The organism is Enterobacter sp. 22466 (genome assembly GCF_052044775.1).
GTDB lineage: Bacteria > Pseudomonadota > Gammaproteobacteria > Enterobacterales > Enterobacteriaceae > Enterobacter > Enterobacter dissolvens.
In genome coordinates, this window is the sequence record NZ_JBQENX010000002.1 from 164,173 (window position 1) to 181,082 (window position 16,910).

The 16,910-nt window shown below is 51.6% G+C and carries 15 protein-coding genes, 6 tRNA genes and 1 other RNA gene; 11 read left to right on the forward strand and 11 right to left on the reverse strand.

Annotated features, from left to right (window positions below; genetic code table 11):
• Nucleotides 1-128: 128 nt before the first annotated feature.
• Nucleotides 129-887: a sulfate transporter CysZ gene (gene cysZ / locus ACTJJI_RS07430; protein WP_440653573.1), complete on the reverse strand. Its 759-nt coding sequence runs from the start codon at nucleotides 885-887 to the stop codon at nucleotides 129-131.
• A 230-nt stretch (nucleotides 888-1,117) separates the two neighbouring features.
• On the opposite strand from cysZ, the gene zipA reads away from it, so the two are divergent.
• The 3 genes from zipA to ACTJJI_RS07445 all read left to right on the forward strand — a co-directional run bounded on the left by zipA (nucleotide 1,118) and on the right by ACTJJI_RS07445 (nucleotide 4,421).
• Nucleotides 1,118-2,119 carry a cell division protein ZipA gene (gene zipA / locus ACTJJI_RS07435; RefSeq protein ID WP_047361148.1) on the forward strand — a complete coding sequence of 334 codons (1,002 nt, stop codon included), beginning with the start codon at nucleotides 1,118-1,120 and terminating at the stop codon, nucleotides 2,117-2,119.
• Nucleotides 2,120-2,188: 69 nt separating this feature from the next.
• Nucleotides 2,189-4,204, forward strand: coding sequence for an NAD-dependent DNA ligase LigA (ligA, locus tag ACTJJI_RS07440; RefSeq protein ID WP_014832828.1), 2,016 nt, complete (start codon nucleotides 2,189-2,191; stop codon nucleotides 4,202-4,204).
• 1 nt (nucleotide 4,205) lies between these two features.
• Nucleotides 4,206-4,421: a DUF3820 family protein gene (locus ACTJJI_RS07445; protein WP_003861328.1), complete on the forward strand. Its 216-nt coding sequence runs from the start codon at nucleotides 4,206-4,208 to the stop codon at nucleotides 4,419-4,421.
• Here ACTJJI_RS07445 and ACTJJI_RS07450 read toward each other — a convergent pair.
• Nucleotides 4,418-5,413, reverse strand: a complete 996-nt coding sequence (locus tag ACTJJI_RS07450) for a bile acid:sodium symporter family protein (RefSeq protein WP_047361146.1) — start codon at nucleotides 5,411-5,413, stop codon at nucleotides 4,418-4,420. The two genes, ACTJJI_RS07445 and ACTJJI_RS07450, sit on opposite strands and share 4 nt — an antisense overlap.
• 89 nt (nucleotides 5,414-5,502) lie before the next feature.
• Here ACTJJI_RS07450 and ACTJJI_RS07455 point away from each other — a divergent pair, with 89 nt between their 5' ends.
• Nucleotides 5,503-6,438: a LysR family transcriptional regulator gene (locus ACTJJI_RS07455; RefSeq protein WP_440653574.1), complete on the forward strand. Its 936-nt coding sequence runs from the start codon at nucleotides 5,503-5,505 to the stop codon at nucleotides 6,436-6,438.
• Here the strand turns inward: ACTJJI_RS07455 and ACTJJI_RS07460 are convergent.
• Nucleotides 6,435-6,776: a FlxA-like family protein gene (locus ACTJJI_RS07460; protein WP_047361144.1), complete on the reverse strand. Its 342-nt coding sequence runs from the start codon at nucleotides 6,774-6,776 to the stop codon at nucleotides 6,435-6,437. The genes ACTJJI_RS07455 and ACTJJI_RS07460 overlap by 4 nt on opposite strands.
• Nucleotides 6,777-7,095: 319 nt before the next feature.
• Between ACTJJI_RS07460 and pyk the strand changes: the two genes are divergently transcribed.
• The 3 genes from pyk to ACTJJI_RS07475 are packed head-to-tail and all read left to right on the forward strand — an operon-like array spanning nucleotide 7,096 to nucleotide 10,190.
• Nucleotides 7,096-8,523 carry a pyruvate kinase gene (gene pyk, locus ACTJJI_RS07465; RefSeq protein WP_047361143.1) on the forward strand — a complete coding sequence of 476 codons (1,428 nt, stop codon included), beginning with the start codon at nucleotides 7,096-7,098 and terminating at the stop codon, nucleotides 8,521-8,523.
• Entirely contained in the window at nucleotides 8,524-9,258 is a 735-nt protein-coding gene (locus ACTJJI_RS07470) for a TSUP family transporter (RefSeq protein ID WP_014832823.1), read from the forward strand.
• Nucleotides 9,259-9,263: 5 nt separating this feature from the next.
• Nucleotides 9,264-10,190: an AEC family transporter gene (locus ACTJJI_RS07475; RefSeq protein ID WP_192544425.1), complete on the forward strand. Its 927-nt coding sequence runs from the start codon at nucleotides 9,264-9,266 to the stop codon at nucleotides 10,188-10,190.
• Here the strand turns inward: ACTJJI_RS07475 and ACTJJI_RS07480 are convergent.
• The 6 genes from ACTJJI_RS07480 to ACTJJI_RS07505 all read right to left on the reverse strand — a co-directional run bounded on the left by ACTJJI_RS07480 (nucleotide 10,114) and on the right by ACTJJI_RS07505 (nucleotide 11,616).
• Nucleotides 10,114-10,776, reverse strand: coding sequence for an HD domain-containing protein (locus ACTJJI_RS07480; RefSeq protein ID WP_440653575.1), 663 nt, complete (start codon nucleotides 10,774-10,776; stop codon nucleotides 10,114-10,116). The genes ACTJJI_RS07475 and ACTJJI_RS07480 overlap by 77 nt on opposite strands.
• 306 nt (nucleotides 10,777-11,082) lie before the next feature.
• Nucleotides 11,083-11,208, reverse strand: a non-coding RNA gene (locus ACTJJI_RS07485) — RtT sRNA.
• A gap of 29 nt (nucleotides 11,209-11,237) precedes the next feature.
• Nucleotides 11,238-11,313, reverse strand: a tRNA-Lys gene (locus tag ACTJJI_RS07490).
• 4 nt (nucleotides 11,314-11,317) lie between these two features.
• A tRNA-Val gene (locus ACTJJI_RS07495) sits at nucleotides 11,318-11,393 on the reverse strand.
• Nucleotides 11,394-11,422: 29 nt separating this feature from the next.
• Nucleotides 11,423-11,498 (reverse strand) — tRNA-Val (locus ACTJJI_RS07500).
• 42 nt (nucleotides 11,499-11,540) lie between these two features.
• A tRNA-Val gene (locus tag ACTJJI_RS07505) sits at nucleotides 11,541-11,616 on the reverse strand.
• A 258-nt stretch (nucleotides 11,617-11,874) separates the two neighbouring features.
• Between ACTJJI_RS07505 and gltX the strand changes: the two genes are divergently transcribed.
• Entirely contained in the window at nucleotides 11,875-13,290 is a 1,416-nt protein-coding gene (gene gltX, locus ACTJJI_RS07510) for a glutamate--tRNA ligase (protein ID WP_014832820.1), read from the forward strand.
• 43 nt (nucleotides 13,291-13,333) lie between these two features.
• Here the strand turns inward: gltX and ACTJJI_RS07515 are convergent, their stop codons facing one another.
• Together ACTJJI_RS07515 and ACTJJI_RS07520 are read right to left on the reverse strand one after the other, a co-directional pair.
• Nucleotides 13,334-13,729, reverse strand: a complete 396-nt coding sequence (locus tag ACTJJI_RS07515) for a YfeC-like transcriptional regulator (protein WP_050861131.1) — start codon at nucleotides 13,727-13,729, stop codon at nucleotides 13,334-13,336.
• 1 nt (nucleotide 13,730) lies between these two features.
• Nucleotides 13,731-14,093, reverse strand: coding sequence for a YfeC-like transcriptional regulator (locus ACTJJI_RS07520; RefSeq protein WP_014832818.1), 363 nt, complete (start codon nucleotides 14,091-14,093; stop codon nucleotides 13,731-13,733).
• Between the two features lie 217 nt (nucleotides 14,094-14,310).
• Here ACTJJI_RS07520 and ACTJJI_RS07525 point away from each other — a divergent pair.
• From ACTJJI_RS07525 to ACTJJI_RS07535, 3 genes are all read left to right on the forward strand, one after another.
• A tRNA-Ala gene (locus ACTJJI_RS07525) sits at nucleotides 14,311-14,386 on the forward strand.
• Between the two features lie 41 nt (nucleotides 14,387-14,427).
• Nucleotides 14,428-14,503 (forward strand) — tRNA-Ala (locus tag ACTJJI_RS07530).
• 215 nt (nucleotides 14,504-14,718) lie between these two features.
• Nucleotides 14,719-16,908, forward strand: coding sequence for an EAL domain-containing protein (locus ACTJJI_RS07535; RefSeq protein WP_440653576.1), 2,190 nt, complete (start codon nucleotides 14,719-14,721; stop codon nucleotides 16,906-16,908).
• Nucleotides 16,909-16,910: the final 2 nt, after the last annotated feature.

Genomic DNA, 16,910 nt, shown 5'->3' on the forward strand with positions numbered 1-16,910 from the left:
CCCAGCATACCTGCTAAGCAGGTAGGGGGAAGTAAGGAATTCGCATATCTATATACTGCAAGGAAATAATGGGGATCAGTATGGAATAAGGGGCGACATAAGCCACCCCTCTTTTACACATTTTTGCATTACTTCCATAACGCGTGCTTAGCACGGTAGCAGTCCACCCACATTGCCGTTGCGCCGCAAACCGCAACGGGCATGATGAAAAGATTGAGGAAGGGGATCAAGGTGAACAGGCTGGTGAGCGCGCCAAACTGCATATTGGCCACTTTCTGCGTGCGCAGCGCGGTGCGCATCTCTTTAAAAGGTACCTTGTGATTATCAAACGGGTAGTCGCAGTACTGAATCGCCAGCATCCAGGCGCTGAACAGGAACCACAGCACGGGCGCAACCGTCTGGCCGATACCGGGCACCAGATAAAGGAGAAGCAGTACAATCGCACGGGGAAGGTACCAGGCGAATTTCTGCCATTCGCGCTTCATGATGCGCGGAATATCTTTCATGATCCCCATTACGCCTGTGTCCGGCGGTGTGACACCGGTCAGACGCGCTTCCAGCTGTTCCGCCAGCAGTCCGTTAAACGGCGCCGCAATCCAGTTGGCAATCGTTGAGAAGAAATAGCCGAACACCAACAGCACAGAAATTACCGCGAGTGGCCACAGCAGATAGCTCAGCCACTGCAGCCAGTCAGGTACATAGCTCATCATGGCCGGGACCCAGCTTTCAAGCTTCGTGAAAAGCCACCAGAAGGCGCCGCCCATGAGAACAATGTTGATCAGCAAGGGCAGAATGACGAAACGTCGAATACCCGGCAGGGAGACCAGTTTCCAGCCCTGAGAAAAATACCAGACGCCGCTGCGTGGGGGAGAAGATGTTGAAACCATAACCAGGCTGTACTCCTTTTTTCACAACCAGTGGAATTGCCCGCCTATATTATCCAGTTACGGACCAATGACCAGTTCGGAAATGTTCGAAAAAACAGCAAAAAGCACGATTTAGTTCATCTTTATGCTGTGAATGCTCTGCACACACTTGCACTTGACGTAAACGGCAAATACTCTTAGTGAGTAAATGTTTGCCGTGGTGGCAAGGTGTTAGAACAACAGAGAATATAATGATGCAGGATTTGCGTCTGATATTAATCATTGTTGGCGCGATCGCCATAATCGCTTTACTGGTACATGGTTTCTGGACCAGCCGTAAAGAGCGTTCTTCTATGTTTCGCGATCGCCCACTGAAGCGCATGAAGTCCAGTCGTGACGACGATGACAGTGAATATGACATCGATGGAAGCGACGACGACGGCGTGGGTGAAGTTCGTGTTCATCGGGTCAATACTGCGCCCGGCGCGGCTCATGGGGAGCATGAAGCCCCCCGCACTGCGCAGCACCAGTATCAACCGCCGTATGCTTCTGCACAGCCTCGCCAGCAGGCGCCGCAGCCTGTGGAAGAGCCGGTGCGGCAGCCGCCGCAGCAGCCTGTTCAACAGCAGCCAGCAGCGCCGCAGCCGGTTCCACAACAACCCGTGCAGCAGCCTGTTCCACAGCAACCTGTGCAACAACAGCCTGCTCAGCCGGTACAGCAAGCGCCACAACAGCCTGTTCATGTGCAGCCTGCGCCACAGCCAGCTCCGGCACCGCGCGTGGAGCCAGAACCGGTTGCAGAGCCAGAACCGGTTGTTGAAAAACCGCAGCGCAAAGAAGCGGTGATCATCATGAACGTGGCCGCCCATCACGGCAGCCATCTGAACGGTGACGTGCTGCTTAACAGTATTCAACAGGCCGGCTTCAAGTTTGGCGATATGAATATCTTCCATCGTCACCTGAGCCCGGACGGTAGCGGCCCGGCGCTGTTTAGCCTGGCCAATATGGTCAACCCTGGCACCTTCGACCCTGAAATGACGGGGGATTTCGTGACGCCGGGGGTAACAATCTTTATGCAGGTTCCGTCTTACGGTGATGAACTGCAAAACTTTAAGCTGATGCTGCAGTCCGCTCAGCACATCGCTGACGAAGTGGGTGGTGTGGTGCTCGACGATCAGCGTCGCATGATGACGCCGCAGAAACTGCGCGAGTATCAGGACCGCATCCGCGAAGTTAAGGAAGCCAACGCGTAACCGACGCGTTATCTTCAACTCCTCCTCAACCCCCGCCTGTCGGGGGTTTTTTCTCATTGATGGTGCGATATGGACTCAATCGAACAACAAATCACTGAACTGCGAACCACGCTTCGCCATCATGAATATCTTTATCATGTTATGGACGCACCGGAAGTGCCGGATGCGGAGTACGATCGCCTGATGCGTGAACTGCGCGATTTAGAGACGCAACACCCGGAGTTGATCACTCCAGACTCGCCAACCCAGCGTGTCGGCGCTGAACCGCTAGGTGCGTTCAGTCAGGTACGTCATGAAGTGCCGATGCTCTCTCTGGATAACGTCTTCGATGAAGAGAGCTTCCTCGCCTTTAACAAGCGTGTGCAGGATCGACTCAAAAGCAGCGACGCCCTGACATGGTGCTGTGAGCTGAAGCTGGATGGCCTGGCCGTCAGTATCCTCTACGAGAACGGCGTGCTGGTCCGTGCCGCAACGCGTGGTGATGGCACTACCGGCGAAGACATCACCACCAACGTGCGTACTATCCGTGCGATCCCGCTGAAGCTGCATGGCGACAATATTCCAGCTCGTCTGGAAGTCCGCGGTGAAGTGTTCCTCCCGCAGGCGGGCTTCGAAAAAATTAACGAAGAGGCACGTCGCACCGGTGGGAAGGTGTTTGCTAACCCGCGCAATGCGGCGGCAGGCTCTTTGCGCCAGCTGGACCCGCGTATTACCGCGAAGCGACCACTTACTTTCTTCTGCTATGGCGTCGGTATTCTGGAGGGAGGGGCGCTGCCGGATACCCACCTCGGACGTTTACTGCAGTTTAAAGCGTGGGGCTTGCCGGTCAGCAACCGCGTGCAGCTTTGCGACTCACCGGAGGCGGTGCTTGCGTTCTATCACAAGGTTGAAGAAGACCGTCCGACCCTCGGTTTTGATATCGATGGTGTGGTTATCAAGGTGAATTCGCTTGCGCTGCAGGAACAGCTAGGCTTTGTGGCACGAGCACCGCGCTGGGCTGTGGCGTTTAAGTTCCCGGCGCAGGAGCAGATGACCTTTGTCCGCGATGTGGAGTTCCAGGTGGGCCGTACGGGAGCCATCACGCCAGTTGCGCGTCTGGAGCCGGTGCATGTGGCCGGTGTGCTGGTGAGCAATGCAACCCTGCACAACGCGGATGAAATTGAGCGTCTTGGCCTGCGTATTGGTGACAAAGTGGTGATTCGCCGGGCGGGGGATGTGATCCCGCAGGTTGTCAACGTGGTTCAGTCTGAACGCCCTGACGATACGCGCGCCATTGAGTTCCCGACGCATTGCCCGGTGTGTGGCTCAGACGTGGAGCGTGTGGAAGGTGAAGCGGTGGCCCGTTGCACTGGGGGATTAATCTGTGGCGCGCAGCGTAAAGAGTCACTCAAGCACTTCGTCTCCCGACGGGCGATGGACGTTGACGGCATGGGCGACAAAATTATCGATCAGCTGGTTGAGAAAGAGTACGTCCACACGCCTGCGGATCTCTTTAAACTGACGGCAGGTAAGCTGACCGGCCTTGACCGCATGGGACCGAAGTCGGCGCAGAACGTGGTGAATGCGCTGGAAGCCGCCAAAGAGACCACGTTTGCCCGTTTCCTCTATGCGCTTGGTATTCGTGAGGTCGGTGAAGCCACCGCTGCAGGTCTGGCGGCGTACTTCGGTACGCTGGACGCGCTGGAGAAAGCGAGCATTGAGGAACTGCAAAAAGTGCCGGATGTTGGCATTGTGGTGGCCACGCACGTCTTTAACTTCTTTGCCGAAGAGAGCAACCGCGACGTCATCGGCAAACTGCTGGAACAGGGCATCAAATGGCCTGCGCCGGTTGTTGTCAACGCCGAAGAGATCGACAGCCCGTTCGCGGGTAAAACGGTGGTGCTAACCGGTAGTCTCAGCCAGCTGTCACGTGATGATGCGAAAGCGCGTCTGGTGGCGCTGGGGGCAAAAGTGGCGGGCAGCGTGTCGAAGAAAACCGACCTGGTGATTGCCGGTGAAGCCGCTGGTTCCAAGCTGGCCAAAGCGCAGGAGCTCGGCATTGAGGTTATCGATGAAGCAGAAATGCTGCGCCTGTTAGGAGAGTAACGTGGAGAAAGAGCAGCTCGTCGAGATCGCCAATACGGAAATGCCGTTCGGTAAATATAAGGGCCGCAGGCTGATTGATTTGCCGGAAGAGTATCTGCTGTGGTTTGCCCGGAAGGATGAATTCCCTGCCGGACGCCTGGGCGAGCTGATGGCTATCACGCTACTGATTAAAACCGAGGGGCTGACCCAGCTGGTTCAGCCCCTGAAACGTCCTTAAGCCTTCGCGGCGCGGGTCTCTTCCTGCGCCAGCTTTTCCGTCTGACGTTTGTAACGACGCGCCAGTACCGCACAGACCATCAGCTGGATCTGATGGAAAATCATCAGCGGCAGCACCATCATCCCAATCACCGAGGTCGGGAACAGAATGTTGGCCATCGGGATGCCGTTTGCCAGACTTTTCTTCGAGCCGCAGAACACAATAGTGATTTCATCTGCTTTGCTGAAGCCGCACTTGCGTGCCACAAAGACATTTACCGCAATGACAATCGCCAGCAGGACGATACTGACCACCACGATAAACAGCAGCGAGCCGGCGCCCACCTTATGCCAGATACCATTCACCACGGCTTCGCTGAAGGCGGAGTAAACCACCAGCAGGATCGACGTCTGGTCGGTTTTTGAGATCCATTTCTTGTGCTTCGCCACAAACGCCCCTGTCCACGGACGAGAAAGATGGCCAAGGACAAATGGCAGCAGCAGCTGCAGACAGATTTTCCCGACTTGCTCCAGGTTACCTTCTGCACCGTGCATATTCATCAGCAGGCCAACCAGCAACGGTGAGACGAAAATCCCTAACAGGCTGGATGCCGATGCCGAGCAGACAGCAGCCGCGACGTTGCCGCCTGCCAGCGAAGTAAAGGCAATGGCGGACTGGACGGTGGCTGGCAAAATACAGAGATACAGGAAACCGGTATAGAGCGCCGGGTCAACATTGACCGGTGCCCACCACGCAAACAGCACGCCGAGTATCGGGAACAGAATAAAGGTGCTGCACATGACCCACAGGTGCAGTCGCCAGTGGCTTCCGCCTGCGATAATGGCTTCGCGGGAGAGTTTGGCGCCGTGCATAAAGAACAGCAGTGCGATGGCCGCCGTGGTTAGCCCTTCAAAAAACGGTACAAAGCCGCCGCGCGCAGGGAAGAAGGAGGCCAGTAACACGGTGACGACCAGGGTAAGTGTAAACGGATCAAGAATACGAAATAGTTTCATAATGACTCCTGAAAACAGATGTCGCTATTGTGCTTTGTTCCCTTTGAGAAATAAAATTGATTTATTGCATCCATTCATGAATTAAACAGATGAATTATTCACTCCGCCAGCTTCGCGTTTTTGTCACCGTGGCCCATGCCCGCAGCTTCAGCCGGGCAGGGGAGATCATTGGCCTGAGCCAGTCGGCCGTCAGCCACAGTGTGAAAGAGCTTGAGATCCAGACAGGCGTCCGGTTACTCGACCGGACCACGCGTGAAGTGGTATTAACCGAAGCCGGACAGCAGCTGGCCCTGCGCCTGGAGCGGTTACTGGATGAACTGAACAGTACGCTCAGGGACGTCGGGCGACTGGGACAGCAGCTTTCGGGCACCGTGCGGGTGGCGGCGAGCCAGACGATTTCGGCGCATCTTATTCCGCAGTGTATTGCTGAGGGTAATCAACGCTATCCGGATATCGATTTTGTGCTGCACGACAGGCCGCAACAGTGGGTGCTGGAGAGCATCCGCCAGGGCGATGTGGATTTTGGTATCGTCATCGATCCTGGTCAGGTCAGTGATCTGGAGTGTGAGATCGTTCTTTCCGAGCCGTTTTTGCTGCTCTGTCGGGACGACGATCCGTTGGCAATGTTACCCCATGTTAGCTGGCAGTCGCTGCAGGGAGCGAATCTGGTCTTGCAGGATTATGCATCGGGCAGCCGTCCGTTGATTGACTCAGCGCTGGTGACTCAGGGGGTAAAGGCAACCATCGTGCAGGAAATCGGTCACCCGGCCACGCTGTTTCCTATGGTGGAGGCAGGCATTGGGATCAGCGTATTACCCGCCCTGGCGCTTCCGTTGCCACAGGGGAGCCGACTGACCGTGAAGCGTCTCATACCGGCTATCGAGCGCAAGCTGATGCTGGTTCGGCGAAAAAATCGTTCTCTTTCGGGGGCGGCGCAGGCTATCTGGGAAGTGGTGCGTATTCAGGCGCAAAGATTAACCGAAGCCCGTATACGCGACCCACTGTTTAATGCTGCAGAGGATTAGATGTAGATATCGATCTGATTTTGATCTGATGGGTTGTTTACCCCTTCCACCTTGCCCTGCTTCTGATCCTGTTTCTTCTGAGCCTCTTCTGCCTGCTGGCGTAATAACTGCGCAAGCTGTGTCTGCAGCACTTTAAGCTGTGCCTGGATGAGCTCCTGTTGTTTTTTCTTCTCTTCCGGGCTGCCGGCACTCTCTGGCAGCTCTTTTAGCTGTTGAGTCAGTTTGGTGATTTGCTCCGTAATGCGGCTGATTTGGGCTGCAATATCGTTGCCGCTGGAAGCACTCCCTCCACTGTTACTGGTTTGAATAGGGTGGGTTGATGTCTGAATGGTCGTCATAGTCTTTCCTCTTACCATAAAACAGAGATATCGGCACCGATGGTGGGAGCTTGAGGAAAACTGCTATATCTGGCAGGGGCCTTATCAGATAGTCCTGTCGTGGCCAGAACATTCATACGCTCATTCCCGGTCCGAGGTCTTTTCCCATCTTATTAAAAATAGATATAAGAAATCCCGGGTTATGGAAATGTTGAAAGTACAGGCCTGACGCGCCATGAAAACCCGGTAATAATTATTCGGCATATTTAATATGTTTATATGATTTAGCAAGGTGTCACAAAACTGTCATAAAAAGTTTTCTATATAAAAGGAGTGACTTATGACAGGTTCACGCGTTATTGCGACTATCGGCCCAGCGTCAAATAATACGGATACCCTACTCAAATTACGCAAGGCAGGTATGTCCGTAGCACGATTAAATGGTTCTCATAATACACCTGAATGGCATGCAGAAACGGTTAAACTTCTGCGCAATACTGTTCCTGATGTCCCTGTGCTTCTGGATATTCCAGGAAGAAAAATCAGGACGCTGCAACTGACTCATGAACCTTCTTTCAACAGTGGCGATACCTTAATCCTTACTACAGATAGCAGCCATGATGGTACAGAAAAAGTCCCTGTCGGTTTTGATCGCCTTCATGAGAAATTATCCGTTGGTGACGGGGTTTTCGCAGACGACGGCACACTCTCATTTGTTGTAGAAAAAATCGAGGGACGAGATATTTATCTGCGGGCTAACATGGATGGAAAATTAAGGAGTCGCAAGGGAATAAATGTACCCGGCATTGATCTTGGACAGTCACTGGTTACAGATAAAGATCGAGCAATGATTGAATTTGCTAAATCAATCGGTGTGGATTATATCGGAATCAGTTTTGTCGAAAGTCGCGCGCATATTGAAGCCATTCGTGAACTGATTGCTGCACCAGTTCCGCGTATTGTTGCAAAAGTTGAAAACAGTGGAGGGATCACTCATCTTGCTGAAATCGTAGATTCGGCTGATGTCATTATGATTGACCGCGGTGACCTCGCCGTAGAAACATCGATTGATCATGTCGCTCTTTATCAGAAAAAAATCCTGAGTGAAGCAGCCCGTGCAGGTAAGCCCACCATCGTGGCGACCGAAATGCTCCACAGCATGATTGAAAATCCTTTACCCACCAAAGCAGAAGTCAGCGATATCACCAATGCCATTTTGGATGGAGCTTCAGCAGTCATGCTTTCTGGTGAAACCGCAGTGGGGCGTTATCCGGTTGAGGCGGTGGATCGAATCAGCCGTATTGCCACGCTCGCGGCAACCGGACGTCATTCGCCTTATCATTCAGGCAGAGAACCAACGGACAATGATCTCCGACATACCATTCGTGCGCTTGCAAAGGCTTTACCGCTGACCCGGTTGGTTGTCCTTTCCCGAACGGGTTACGCCGTGCGTATTGCTGCTATGTCTGATGCCGGATTGCCTGTATTAGCCGTAGGAACACATCCAGAACTTACTCGTAGCTGGAATCTTCTTCCGAATGTCACCAGCGTTTATATTAATAATGAAGATGAAATTTCCGGGTCGGGAGAGGACCATCTTTTGAAAAAATTAACCCATGGTGGATATCTGGGACATGATGATTATGTGGTGATTATCTCCGCACAACAGGACAGTAAGAGTCTTAATGGAAATATAATTCATACTCTGAATGTAAATGCCTGGCTTCAGCATAATTCGAAAAAGTTTAATGAGGTAGAGGTGGCTTAAATGGATTATGAATATCTCTTCCTGCCCGTTATTATGCTTTTTTCTGTGATTCAGTCTATTTTCGGTATGGGTATTCTGGTCTTCGGTACTCCGGCTCTTCTCCTGCTGGGATATGATTTTTCGTCGGTTCTCGGGTTGCTTTTACCCTCGTCAGTCCTGATTTCATTTACTCAACTGTATACATGCCGGGGAGGGAATGTAGAAAGGAACGAAATAGTCAATATGGTCATCTGTGCGGCGGCCGTGATTTTATTGCTGAGTGTCATTATTATCTCGGGAGTTAAGGTTAATCTTGATATCTTAGTCGGTCTGGTGCTGATATTTTCTGCAGCGGTGAGGTTAAGCGCAAATTTCAGACAGTTTATCCGTGTCAGACTCATTAAATATCAACGTCAGTATGTTCTGATAATGGGCGCTTTACATGGGGTAACCAATATGGGAGGTGCATTGCTGGCCCTTTATGCATCCACCAAACAACGTGAGAAGACAGCCATACGGGCAGAGGTTTCACGCTATTATCTGATGTTTGGCATTATCCAACTGCTTACGCTTGTTATCCTGAAACCACATTCCTTGAGTCTTTCTGGATTTATGGCTGCACCACTTGCGTTGTTTGTCTACTGGGTTGTCGGGAATGTGCTTTTCCGTCGCGCCAGCGCATCCGTATACGAAGGTCTGTTGACAGCCTTTATTGCGGTATATGGCATCCTGGTGCTTACTAAGGGATATATCTGACGATCATGATTACGACTCTGTTCGCCCTTATTCCTGTCATGTTTCTGATTGCCCTGGGCTATATGCTCCGCTCGCGCAACTTTATTGATGCGCAGTTTTGGTTGCCTTGCGAAAAGCTCAATTACTTCTGGCTGTTCCCTGCGTTAATGTTCTCCCAGGTTGCTACGGCTGACCTGGGGGTGTTTCCCGTCAAGCCTATCGCCTGGTCTATCCTTGGGGCAGTACTGCTGGCAGCATTGTCTCTCTGGGTCTGGCGGGGATTAAGCAAACAGTCAGGTCCTGTATTTTCTTCTGTTATACAGGGGGCGTTGCGCCCGAATACTTATATTGGGGTCGCGGCAGCGGCGGCAACCTATGGTACCACCGGGTTGACAGTCACCTCTATTAGTATCGCTGTCGCGATTCCTCTTTTGAATGTGGCATCCATTGTTGTGCTGATGTATTACGGCCAGGGTACGAAGCCCGCACAAGCCCAGATAATCAGGGCATTGGTACGTAATCCTGTCATTATTTCGGTGCTTGCCGGGCTGCTCTTTAATATTGCGCGTTTACAGTTACCACAGACTGTATCTGACATTTTGCATATTCTGGGGAGTGCTTCTCTGCCTCTGGGGCTACTGGCTGTTGGCGCAGGTCTGGACCTTAAAGCGGCCCGTGCCTCTCACAGCGCCGTGTTGCAGTCAACATTCGTTAAGCTGCTGTTTGTTCCGCTGGTGACATTGCTTATTGGCATAGGGTCAGGGATAAGCGGCCCTGTTCTGGCAACTGTCGTACTCTTTAACGCGCTTCCCTGCACACCCTCTGCCTACATCATGTCCAAACTGCTTGGTGGAGATTACCGCCTGTCAGCAGGCATTATTTCTGTCCAGACGGTATTAGCGGCGGTAACAATTCCGGCAATTCTGTTTCTGACCACATTGTCACCGAGCTAAGGGGTGTGTGCTGTTCATACTGCGCCCAACTTTCTACAAACCACGCATCGCTTCCCTGCTGCTTACACAGCAGGGCAAGCCCTTCATGACATAACTCATGGGCCTGTGCATACAAGTTTTTATCTCCGGCTGTCAGGACGCTTAACAACCGCTTCATCTCTAAAATATACTCACGGGCAAAAATCGGATCCCGTGCCACAATATCTCTCGCATTATCAATAAGGTCACATAGCTTTATGGTCTGCGCTGCGGCATTTGCCTGCGCGCTATGAATGAGATTGGCGTTCTTGCGCTCAATACGCGAGCCTCCCGTTCGCCGGGTCCTGACATCTGTCAGCATTTCAACATATTGTCCGACCTCCGCGCCGAACAACGCATTGATGGTTTCAAGGGTAACACCAGTATCTTCAACGACATCATGGAGCCATGCCGCTGCGACCATTTCTTCGGTTGGGTTTATGCTTTGAAGTAATTTGACAACGGATGCCGGGTGGACAATGTAGGGTTCGCCTGTGAACTTTCGTTTTTGACCGGCTTCACGATGCGCTTGGGTAGCAAAGCGTCTGGCTCGTTCACTGAGTGTCATGATTTTCACCTAAAGCTTTATTTTATATTGTGTTTTTTATGTTTGTTCCAGACCGAAATATTATATCTTATCCTTCATTCGATTAAGACGCCCGCCAGACGAGACATTGTGCCGACAGAGGCATAAGCCATATGTGGCTGCCTGGTATGGAGAGGGAACATTCAGGTGAAAAAAACCGCATTCTTTTTAATAAGATACGGTTTGCTTACTTCCCCGGATAAGATGACGTATCCCAGGAATATGATATGTGACGGGGCGTTTTTATCGCAGATAGCAAAAAAGCGCCTTTAGGGCGCTTTTTTACATTGGTGGGTCGTGCAGGATGACTCGCTTCGTTCGCCCTTCGGGCCGTCGCCGTAAACGGCTCCGTTGCCTCACTTTGTTCGGCTCGAACCTGCAGCAGGTTCGAATCATCCATATCGCAGATAGCAAAAAAGCGCCTTTAGGGCGCTTTTTTACATTGGTGGGTCGTGCAGGATTCGAACCTGCGACCAATTGATTAAAAGTCAACTGCTCTACCAACTGAGCTAACGACCCGAAATGGTGGGCGATGACGGGCTCGAACCGCCGACCCCCTCCGTGTAAAGGAGATGCTCTACCAACTGAGCTAATCGCCCATTTCGGAACTGCTGCGATAAGGTGAGAATGGTGGGCGATGACGGGCTCGAACCGCCGACCCCCTCCGTGTAAAGGAGATGCTCTACCAACTGAGCTAATCGCCCAATCTCAATACTTATCTACACTGCGAGTCTACGTGAAGTAGATGGTGGGTGATGACGGGCTCGAACCGCCGACCCCCTCCGTGTAAAGGAGATGCTCTACCAACTGAGCTAATCACCCCCGCTGTGTGGAGTCGCATTATAGGGAGAGTTGAAAATGAGTCAACGCATTTTCTAAAGTTTTTATTCGTTCGTCGTAAAATTAAACAAAACGATCGCGAAACGGGCTGTGGCGCATGATTTCTAAACAAAAATCGCAAACCTGGTCACGATAAAGGGAACAACATTGAGGAATCGCCCCACAGTGATAGAATATTGCCCATTGTTTTTTCCCCGGGATTTGCCGATTGCCGGCATCTTTATAACGTAAGGCCATTTCATGAAAATCAAAACTCGCTTCGCGCCCAGCCCGACAGGCTATCTGCACGTGGGTGGTGCACGTACTGCTCTCTATTCCTGGCTTTTTGCACGCCACAACAAAGGTGAGTTTGTGCTGCGTATCGAAGACACCGATCTCGAGCGCTCCACGCCGGAAGCAATTGAAGCCATTATGGATGGGATGAACTGGCTGAATCTGGAGTGGGATGAAGGCCCTTACTTCCAGACCAAACGTTTTGACCGTTATAACGCAGTGATTGACGAGATGCTGGTCGCGGGTACGGCGTACAAGTGCTATTGCTCCAAAGAGCGTCTGGATGCGCTGCGTGAAGAGCAGATGGCGAACGGTGAAAAGCCGCGTTATGACGGCCGTTGCCGCCACGACCACAGTGAGCATGCCGCTGATGAGCCTTGCGTGGTGCGTTTTGCTAACCCGCAGGATGGCTCTGTTATTTTTGACGATCAGATCCGTGGCCCGATTGAATTCAGCAACCAGGAGCTGGACGATCTGATCATCCGCCGTACCGACGGTTCTCCAACCTATAACTTCTGTGTGGTGGTTGACGACTGGGATATGGAAATTACCCACGTTGTCCGTGGTGAAGACCATATCAACAACACCCCGCGCCAGATCAACATTCTGAAAGCGCTGAACGCCCCTGTGCCTGTCTACGCGCACGTCTCTATGATCAACGGTGACGACGGTAAAAAATTGTCTAAACGCCACGGTGCGGTAAGCGTGATGCAGTACCGCGACGACGGCTACCTGCCGGAAGCGCTGCTGAACTATCTGGTGCGTCTGGGCTGGGCTCACGGCGACCAGGAGATCTTCAGCCGTGAAGAGATGATCAATCTGTTCTCTCTGAGCTCTGTGAGCAAGTCGGCGAGCGCGTTCAACACCGACAAACTGCTGTGGCTGAACCACCATTACATCAATACCATGCCGCCAGAATATGTGGCGACATACCTGCAGTGGCATATTGAGCAGGCAAATATTGATACCCGCACCGGTCCGGAGCTGGCGGATCTGGTGAAACTGCTCGGCGAGCGTTGCAAAACGCTGAAAGAGATCGCTGAAAGCTGCCGCTACTTCTATGAAGAGTTTGATGAGTTCGACGCTGACGCGGCCAAAAAACACCTGCGTCCTGTTGCGCGTCAACCGCTGGAAGTGGTGCGTGACAAACTGGCCGCGATTACAGAATGGACCGCTGAAAATGTCCATCACGCGATTCAGGCAACCGCTGATGAACTGGAAGTGGGCATGGGTAAAGTCGGGATGCCATTGCGCGTAGCGGTGACCGGTGCGGGCCAGTCTCCGGCGCTGGATGTTACCGTTCACGCGATTGGTAAATCACGCAGCGTGGCGCGCATTAACAAGGCGCTGGGCTTTATCGCTGAACGCGAAAACCAGCAGTAATTCAAGCTGAAATGCGAAAACGGCAGGGTGACCTGCCGTTTTTTTATGCGTGCAATTCTGCAATACCAAGGCGCGTCAGAAAACCGCTTATACCTTCGCGTTTTAATAACGCGTCAAGACGCTCCTGTTCAAGCCGGGTCATATTTTCCAGCGTGTTGACGATCTGGGGAAGCAGATTCGACGATGCTGACTCGCCATACAGGGACGTGACTTCCGCCAGATGGTAAACCGCCTGACGGTTACGAATGGCCGGGAGGCTCATAATGTGCTCCTTCACGCGAGCATCAATATGAATCAGCCGCGCCCGACCGCCTTTTACGCCGTTGATCCCTTCCGTTTTCCAGCCCTGCTGACGGATCCAGCGGTTAACGGTTTGTCTGGCCACGCCCAGACTGTTCGCCAGCTCTTCCGTGGTCATCTTACTGCGTAATCTTTTCATATCAGTTATGGTCGCGAATCCCTAAACGTTGCAACAATCCGGTAATCCCTTCCCGCAGTAACAATGATGTCATCTGCTTTTGCTCTTCCGGCGTCATTTCATTCGCCAGCGTCAGGAGTAAAGTGTGAAGTGAACCGTTCAGCAAAGCGCTTTCTGGCATATCAGATGTTTCCGTTGCCCGGCGCGCGCTGCGGATAAAATCACGCACTTTCTCGTTCACATGTACCAGGCGCGCTTTCCCGCCCTGTACTCCTGGTTTCGGCGATGTAATCCAACCCTCTTTGCGTACCCATTTATTGATGGTCTGTCGGCTATAGCCAGTGAGAAGGGCCAACTCCTCTGGCGTCATACGTTCCTTGATCATGCAATTTCCTGAATATTTGTGGGGTTAATTAACGGTTCATTTTATAGCACCGTTTTAGGTGAAAACGTGACAGGATTAACTTCTGACTGCGAGGCGGCTCGCAAAGTGATTCATTTGCATGATTTTTCGGCGATTGAACAGCGGCTATTGATTTTGCCGTTGACACTCCGCAGCGGAATTCATATTATGCCGCCCGTCAACATGACAGCTTTACGATGGGGCTATAGCTCAGCTGGGAGAGCGCTTGCATGGCATGCAAGAGGTCAGCGGTTCGATCCCGCTTAGCTCCACCAAACTCTGAACCCAACAGAGTAGGGTAAGTAAAGTAACATGTGGGGCTATAGCTCAGCTGGGAGAGCGCTTGCATGGCATGCAAGAGGTCAGCGGTTCGATCCCGCTTAGCTCCACCAAAATTTAAACCCTCGTCGAAAGACGGGGGTTTTTTTATGCGTTTGTAATCACTTTCCATGACTTTTGTTGCCAAATTAGAGGTATTTCTATACCTCACCTCAATCCATCACAATAAACGAGTCTATAAATAGACTTCAACTTGATTCGCGCAATTAATAAACCTATTATCCATCCGGTCAATGATTTGAATGGTAAAATAGATTACCCACCTTTAATGAATAGAAAAACTTACAATAATGTAAAGATATTTATGATTGCTCTGGCACTGTGTCTGATTACAGTGCCATTTTCCCGTTATATTTCGCCACGGGCTATCGTAAATGGTCATGATGTTTATCTGGCATGGTTGCCGTTAAGCGTTATGCTGGCCGTGATCCTGTTATTTGGGCGTCGGGCGATCATTCCCATTCTGGTAAGTTTTACTATTGCTAATATATTCAATATTAATTTAGCACCACTACAATATTCAGTATTATTGTTCTGTCAGACGTTTTCAGTCTTTGCCGCCTGTGGCGTCCTCCGCCTTGTGCTGGGCAAGCGCTGGCGCTACTGCGTGCCGAACAAACACATCGGGCTGCGTATATTCTGGCTGGGCTTTATGGTGCCGATAGGCATTAAAGTGTCGATGTATCTGGCTGGTTATTTATTTGATTTTCCCGTTACTATCTCCACGTTCTTCGGCGAAGGCACCGCAATTTACAACATCGTTGATATTCAAAGCCTGATATGCGCGGCGTTGATTTTTACCATGATGTTCTATTATCCATTAAGAATGATAATTAATCCCCGCTATGCCATGATCTTCTGGCTGCGGAGTGTGAAGCCGGTGTTTTTTCACAAAAAATCATTGTATATATTCATCTGGCTGTCGCTTTTAATTTTCATCCTTGCAATTTTATGTGCGCCTTTTGAGTCTCCTGTTATTGCAGGCTATTTGATGCCAGTGATTTTTATTCTCTTTACGTTAGGTATCAGTCGCCTCAGCTATGCGCTCATCTCTTTGTTCTGGGCGGCGTCCGCGCTTCTGCTGTTGAGCTATAACTACAACTTCCTCACAGGCGTGGAATCAGGACATTCACTCTCTTTCATCCTGTCCGTGCTTATCTCTTTCGCTATCTGTCTGCTTTACATGTCGCGGATCTACCAGCGAAGTAACTGGCTGAAGCAGGGCTGGCAGGACAGGGCGCTTACCGATCCGCTGACCGGTTTACCCAACATTCGCGCACTGGAGGAGTTTCTTCCTCTCCATCCGGATGCGAAGGTCTGTTGTCTGCGGATGGACAACCTCGAGTTTTTAAGCCGCCACTACGGCATTCTCATGCGCGTGCATTGCAAACGCAGCGTGACCATGTCGCTGCAACCTCTGTTACACAAAGATGAGAAGCTCTTCCAGCTGCCTGGAAGCGAACTGGTCGTGGTATTGCTGGGGCCAGAAACCGCTGAACGGCTGCAACATATGGTTGATCAGCTAAACAGTCGTAAAATTTACTGGAACAACACGGGTCTGGATATTGAATTCGGCGCGTCATGGGGAATGGTCGAAAACGGCGAGAGACTGCACCATACGCTGGGCCAACTCAGCTGGCTGGCCGAGCAGTCGTGCGGCGCACACAACGTACTTGCGCTTACCAATAGCCTGGAAGCCGCGTCGGGACAAACCACCGATCGGGTACTGATGCTAGCGCGTATCAAACATGCCCTCGATGCCGGTCAGTTTCATTTATACGCCCAGCCTATCCAGAAAGCGGACGGTAGCGGCTACTACGAAATACTGGCGCGGATGGAAAGTGAGGGCGAGATTATCACGCCTGACCGTTTTATCCCGTTGATTGCCCAGTTTAACCTGAGCCATCGCTTTGATATGTGCGTACTGGAAAAATTACTGGTGTGGTTACGTGACAATCCTGCCACCCAGGCTGGCGCCCGTTTTTCTGTCAATCTGATGCCGCTGACGCTGATGCAAAAAGAGGTGGCGACGGAGATAAGCGCGTTGTTTGAACGCTATGGCATCGCACCTCAGGCTGTTGTTCTGGAGATCACCGAAGAGCAGGCATTCTCGAACTCAGGAAGCAGCATCAAAAATCTCCAGCAACTGCGGGATCACGGCTTCCGTATCGCGATTGATGACTTTGGCACCGGTTATGCCAACTACGAACGACTCAGACGCCTTCAGGCGGATATCATTAAAATTGATGGCTGTTTTGTTAAAGATATCTGTACCGATGACATGGACGCGATGATTGTGCAGTCGATTTGTAATCTGGCGAAAACAAAATCACTGAGTGTGGTGGCTGAGTATGTGGAGACGCCGGAGCAACGGGACATGCTGCTGCGCTTCGGAGTGGATTACCTGCAGGGATACCTGATAGGTAAACCGACGCCGCTTGACGCACTTCAGGCATAAAA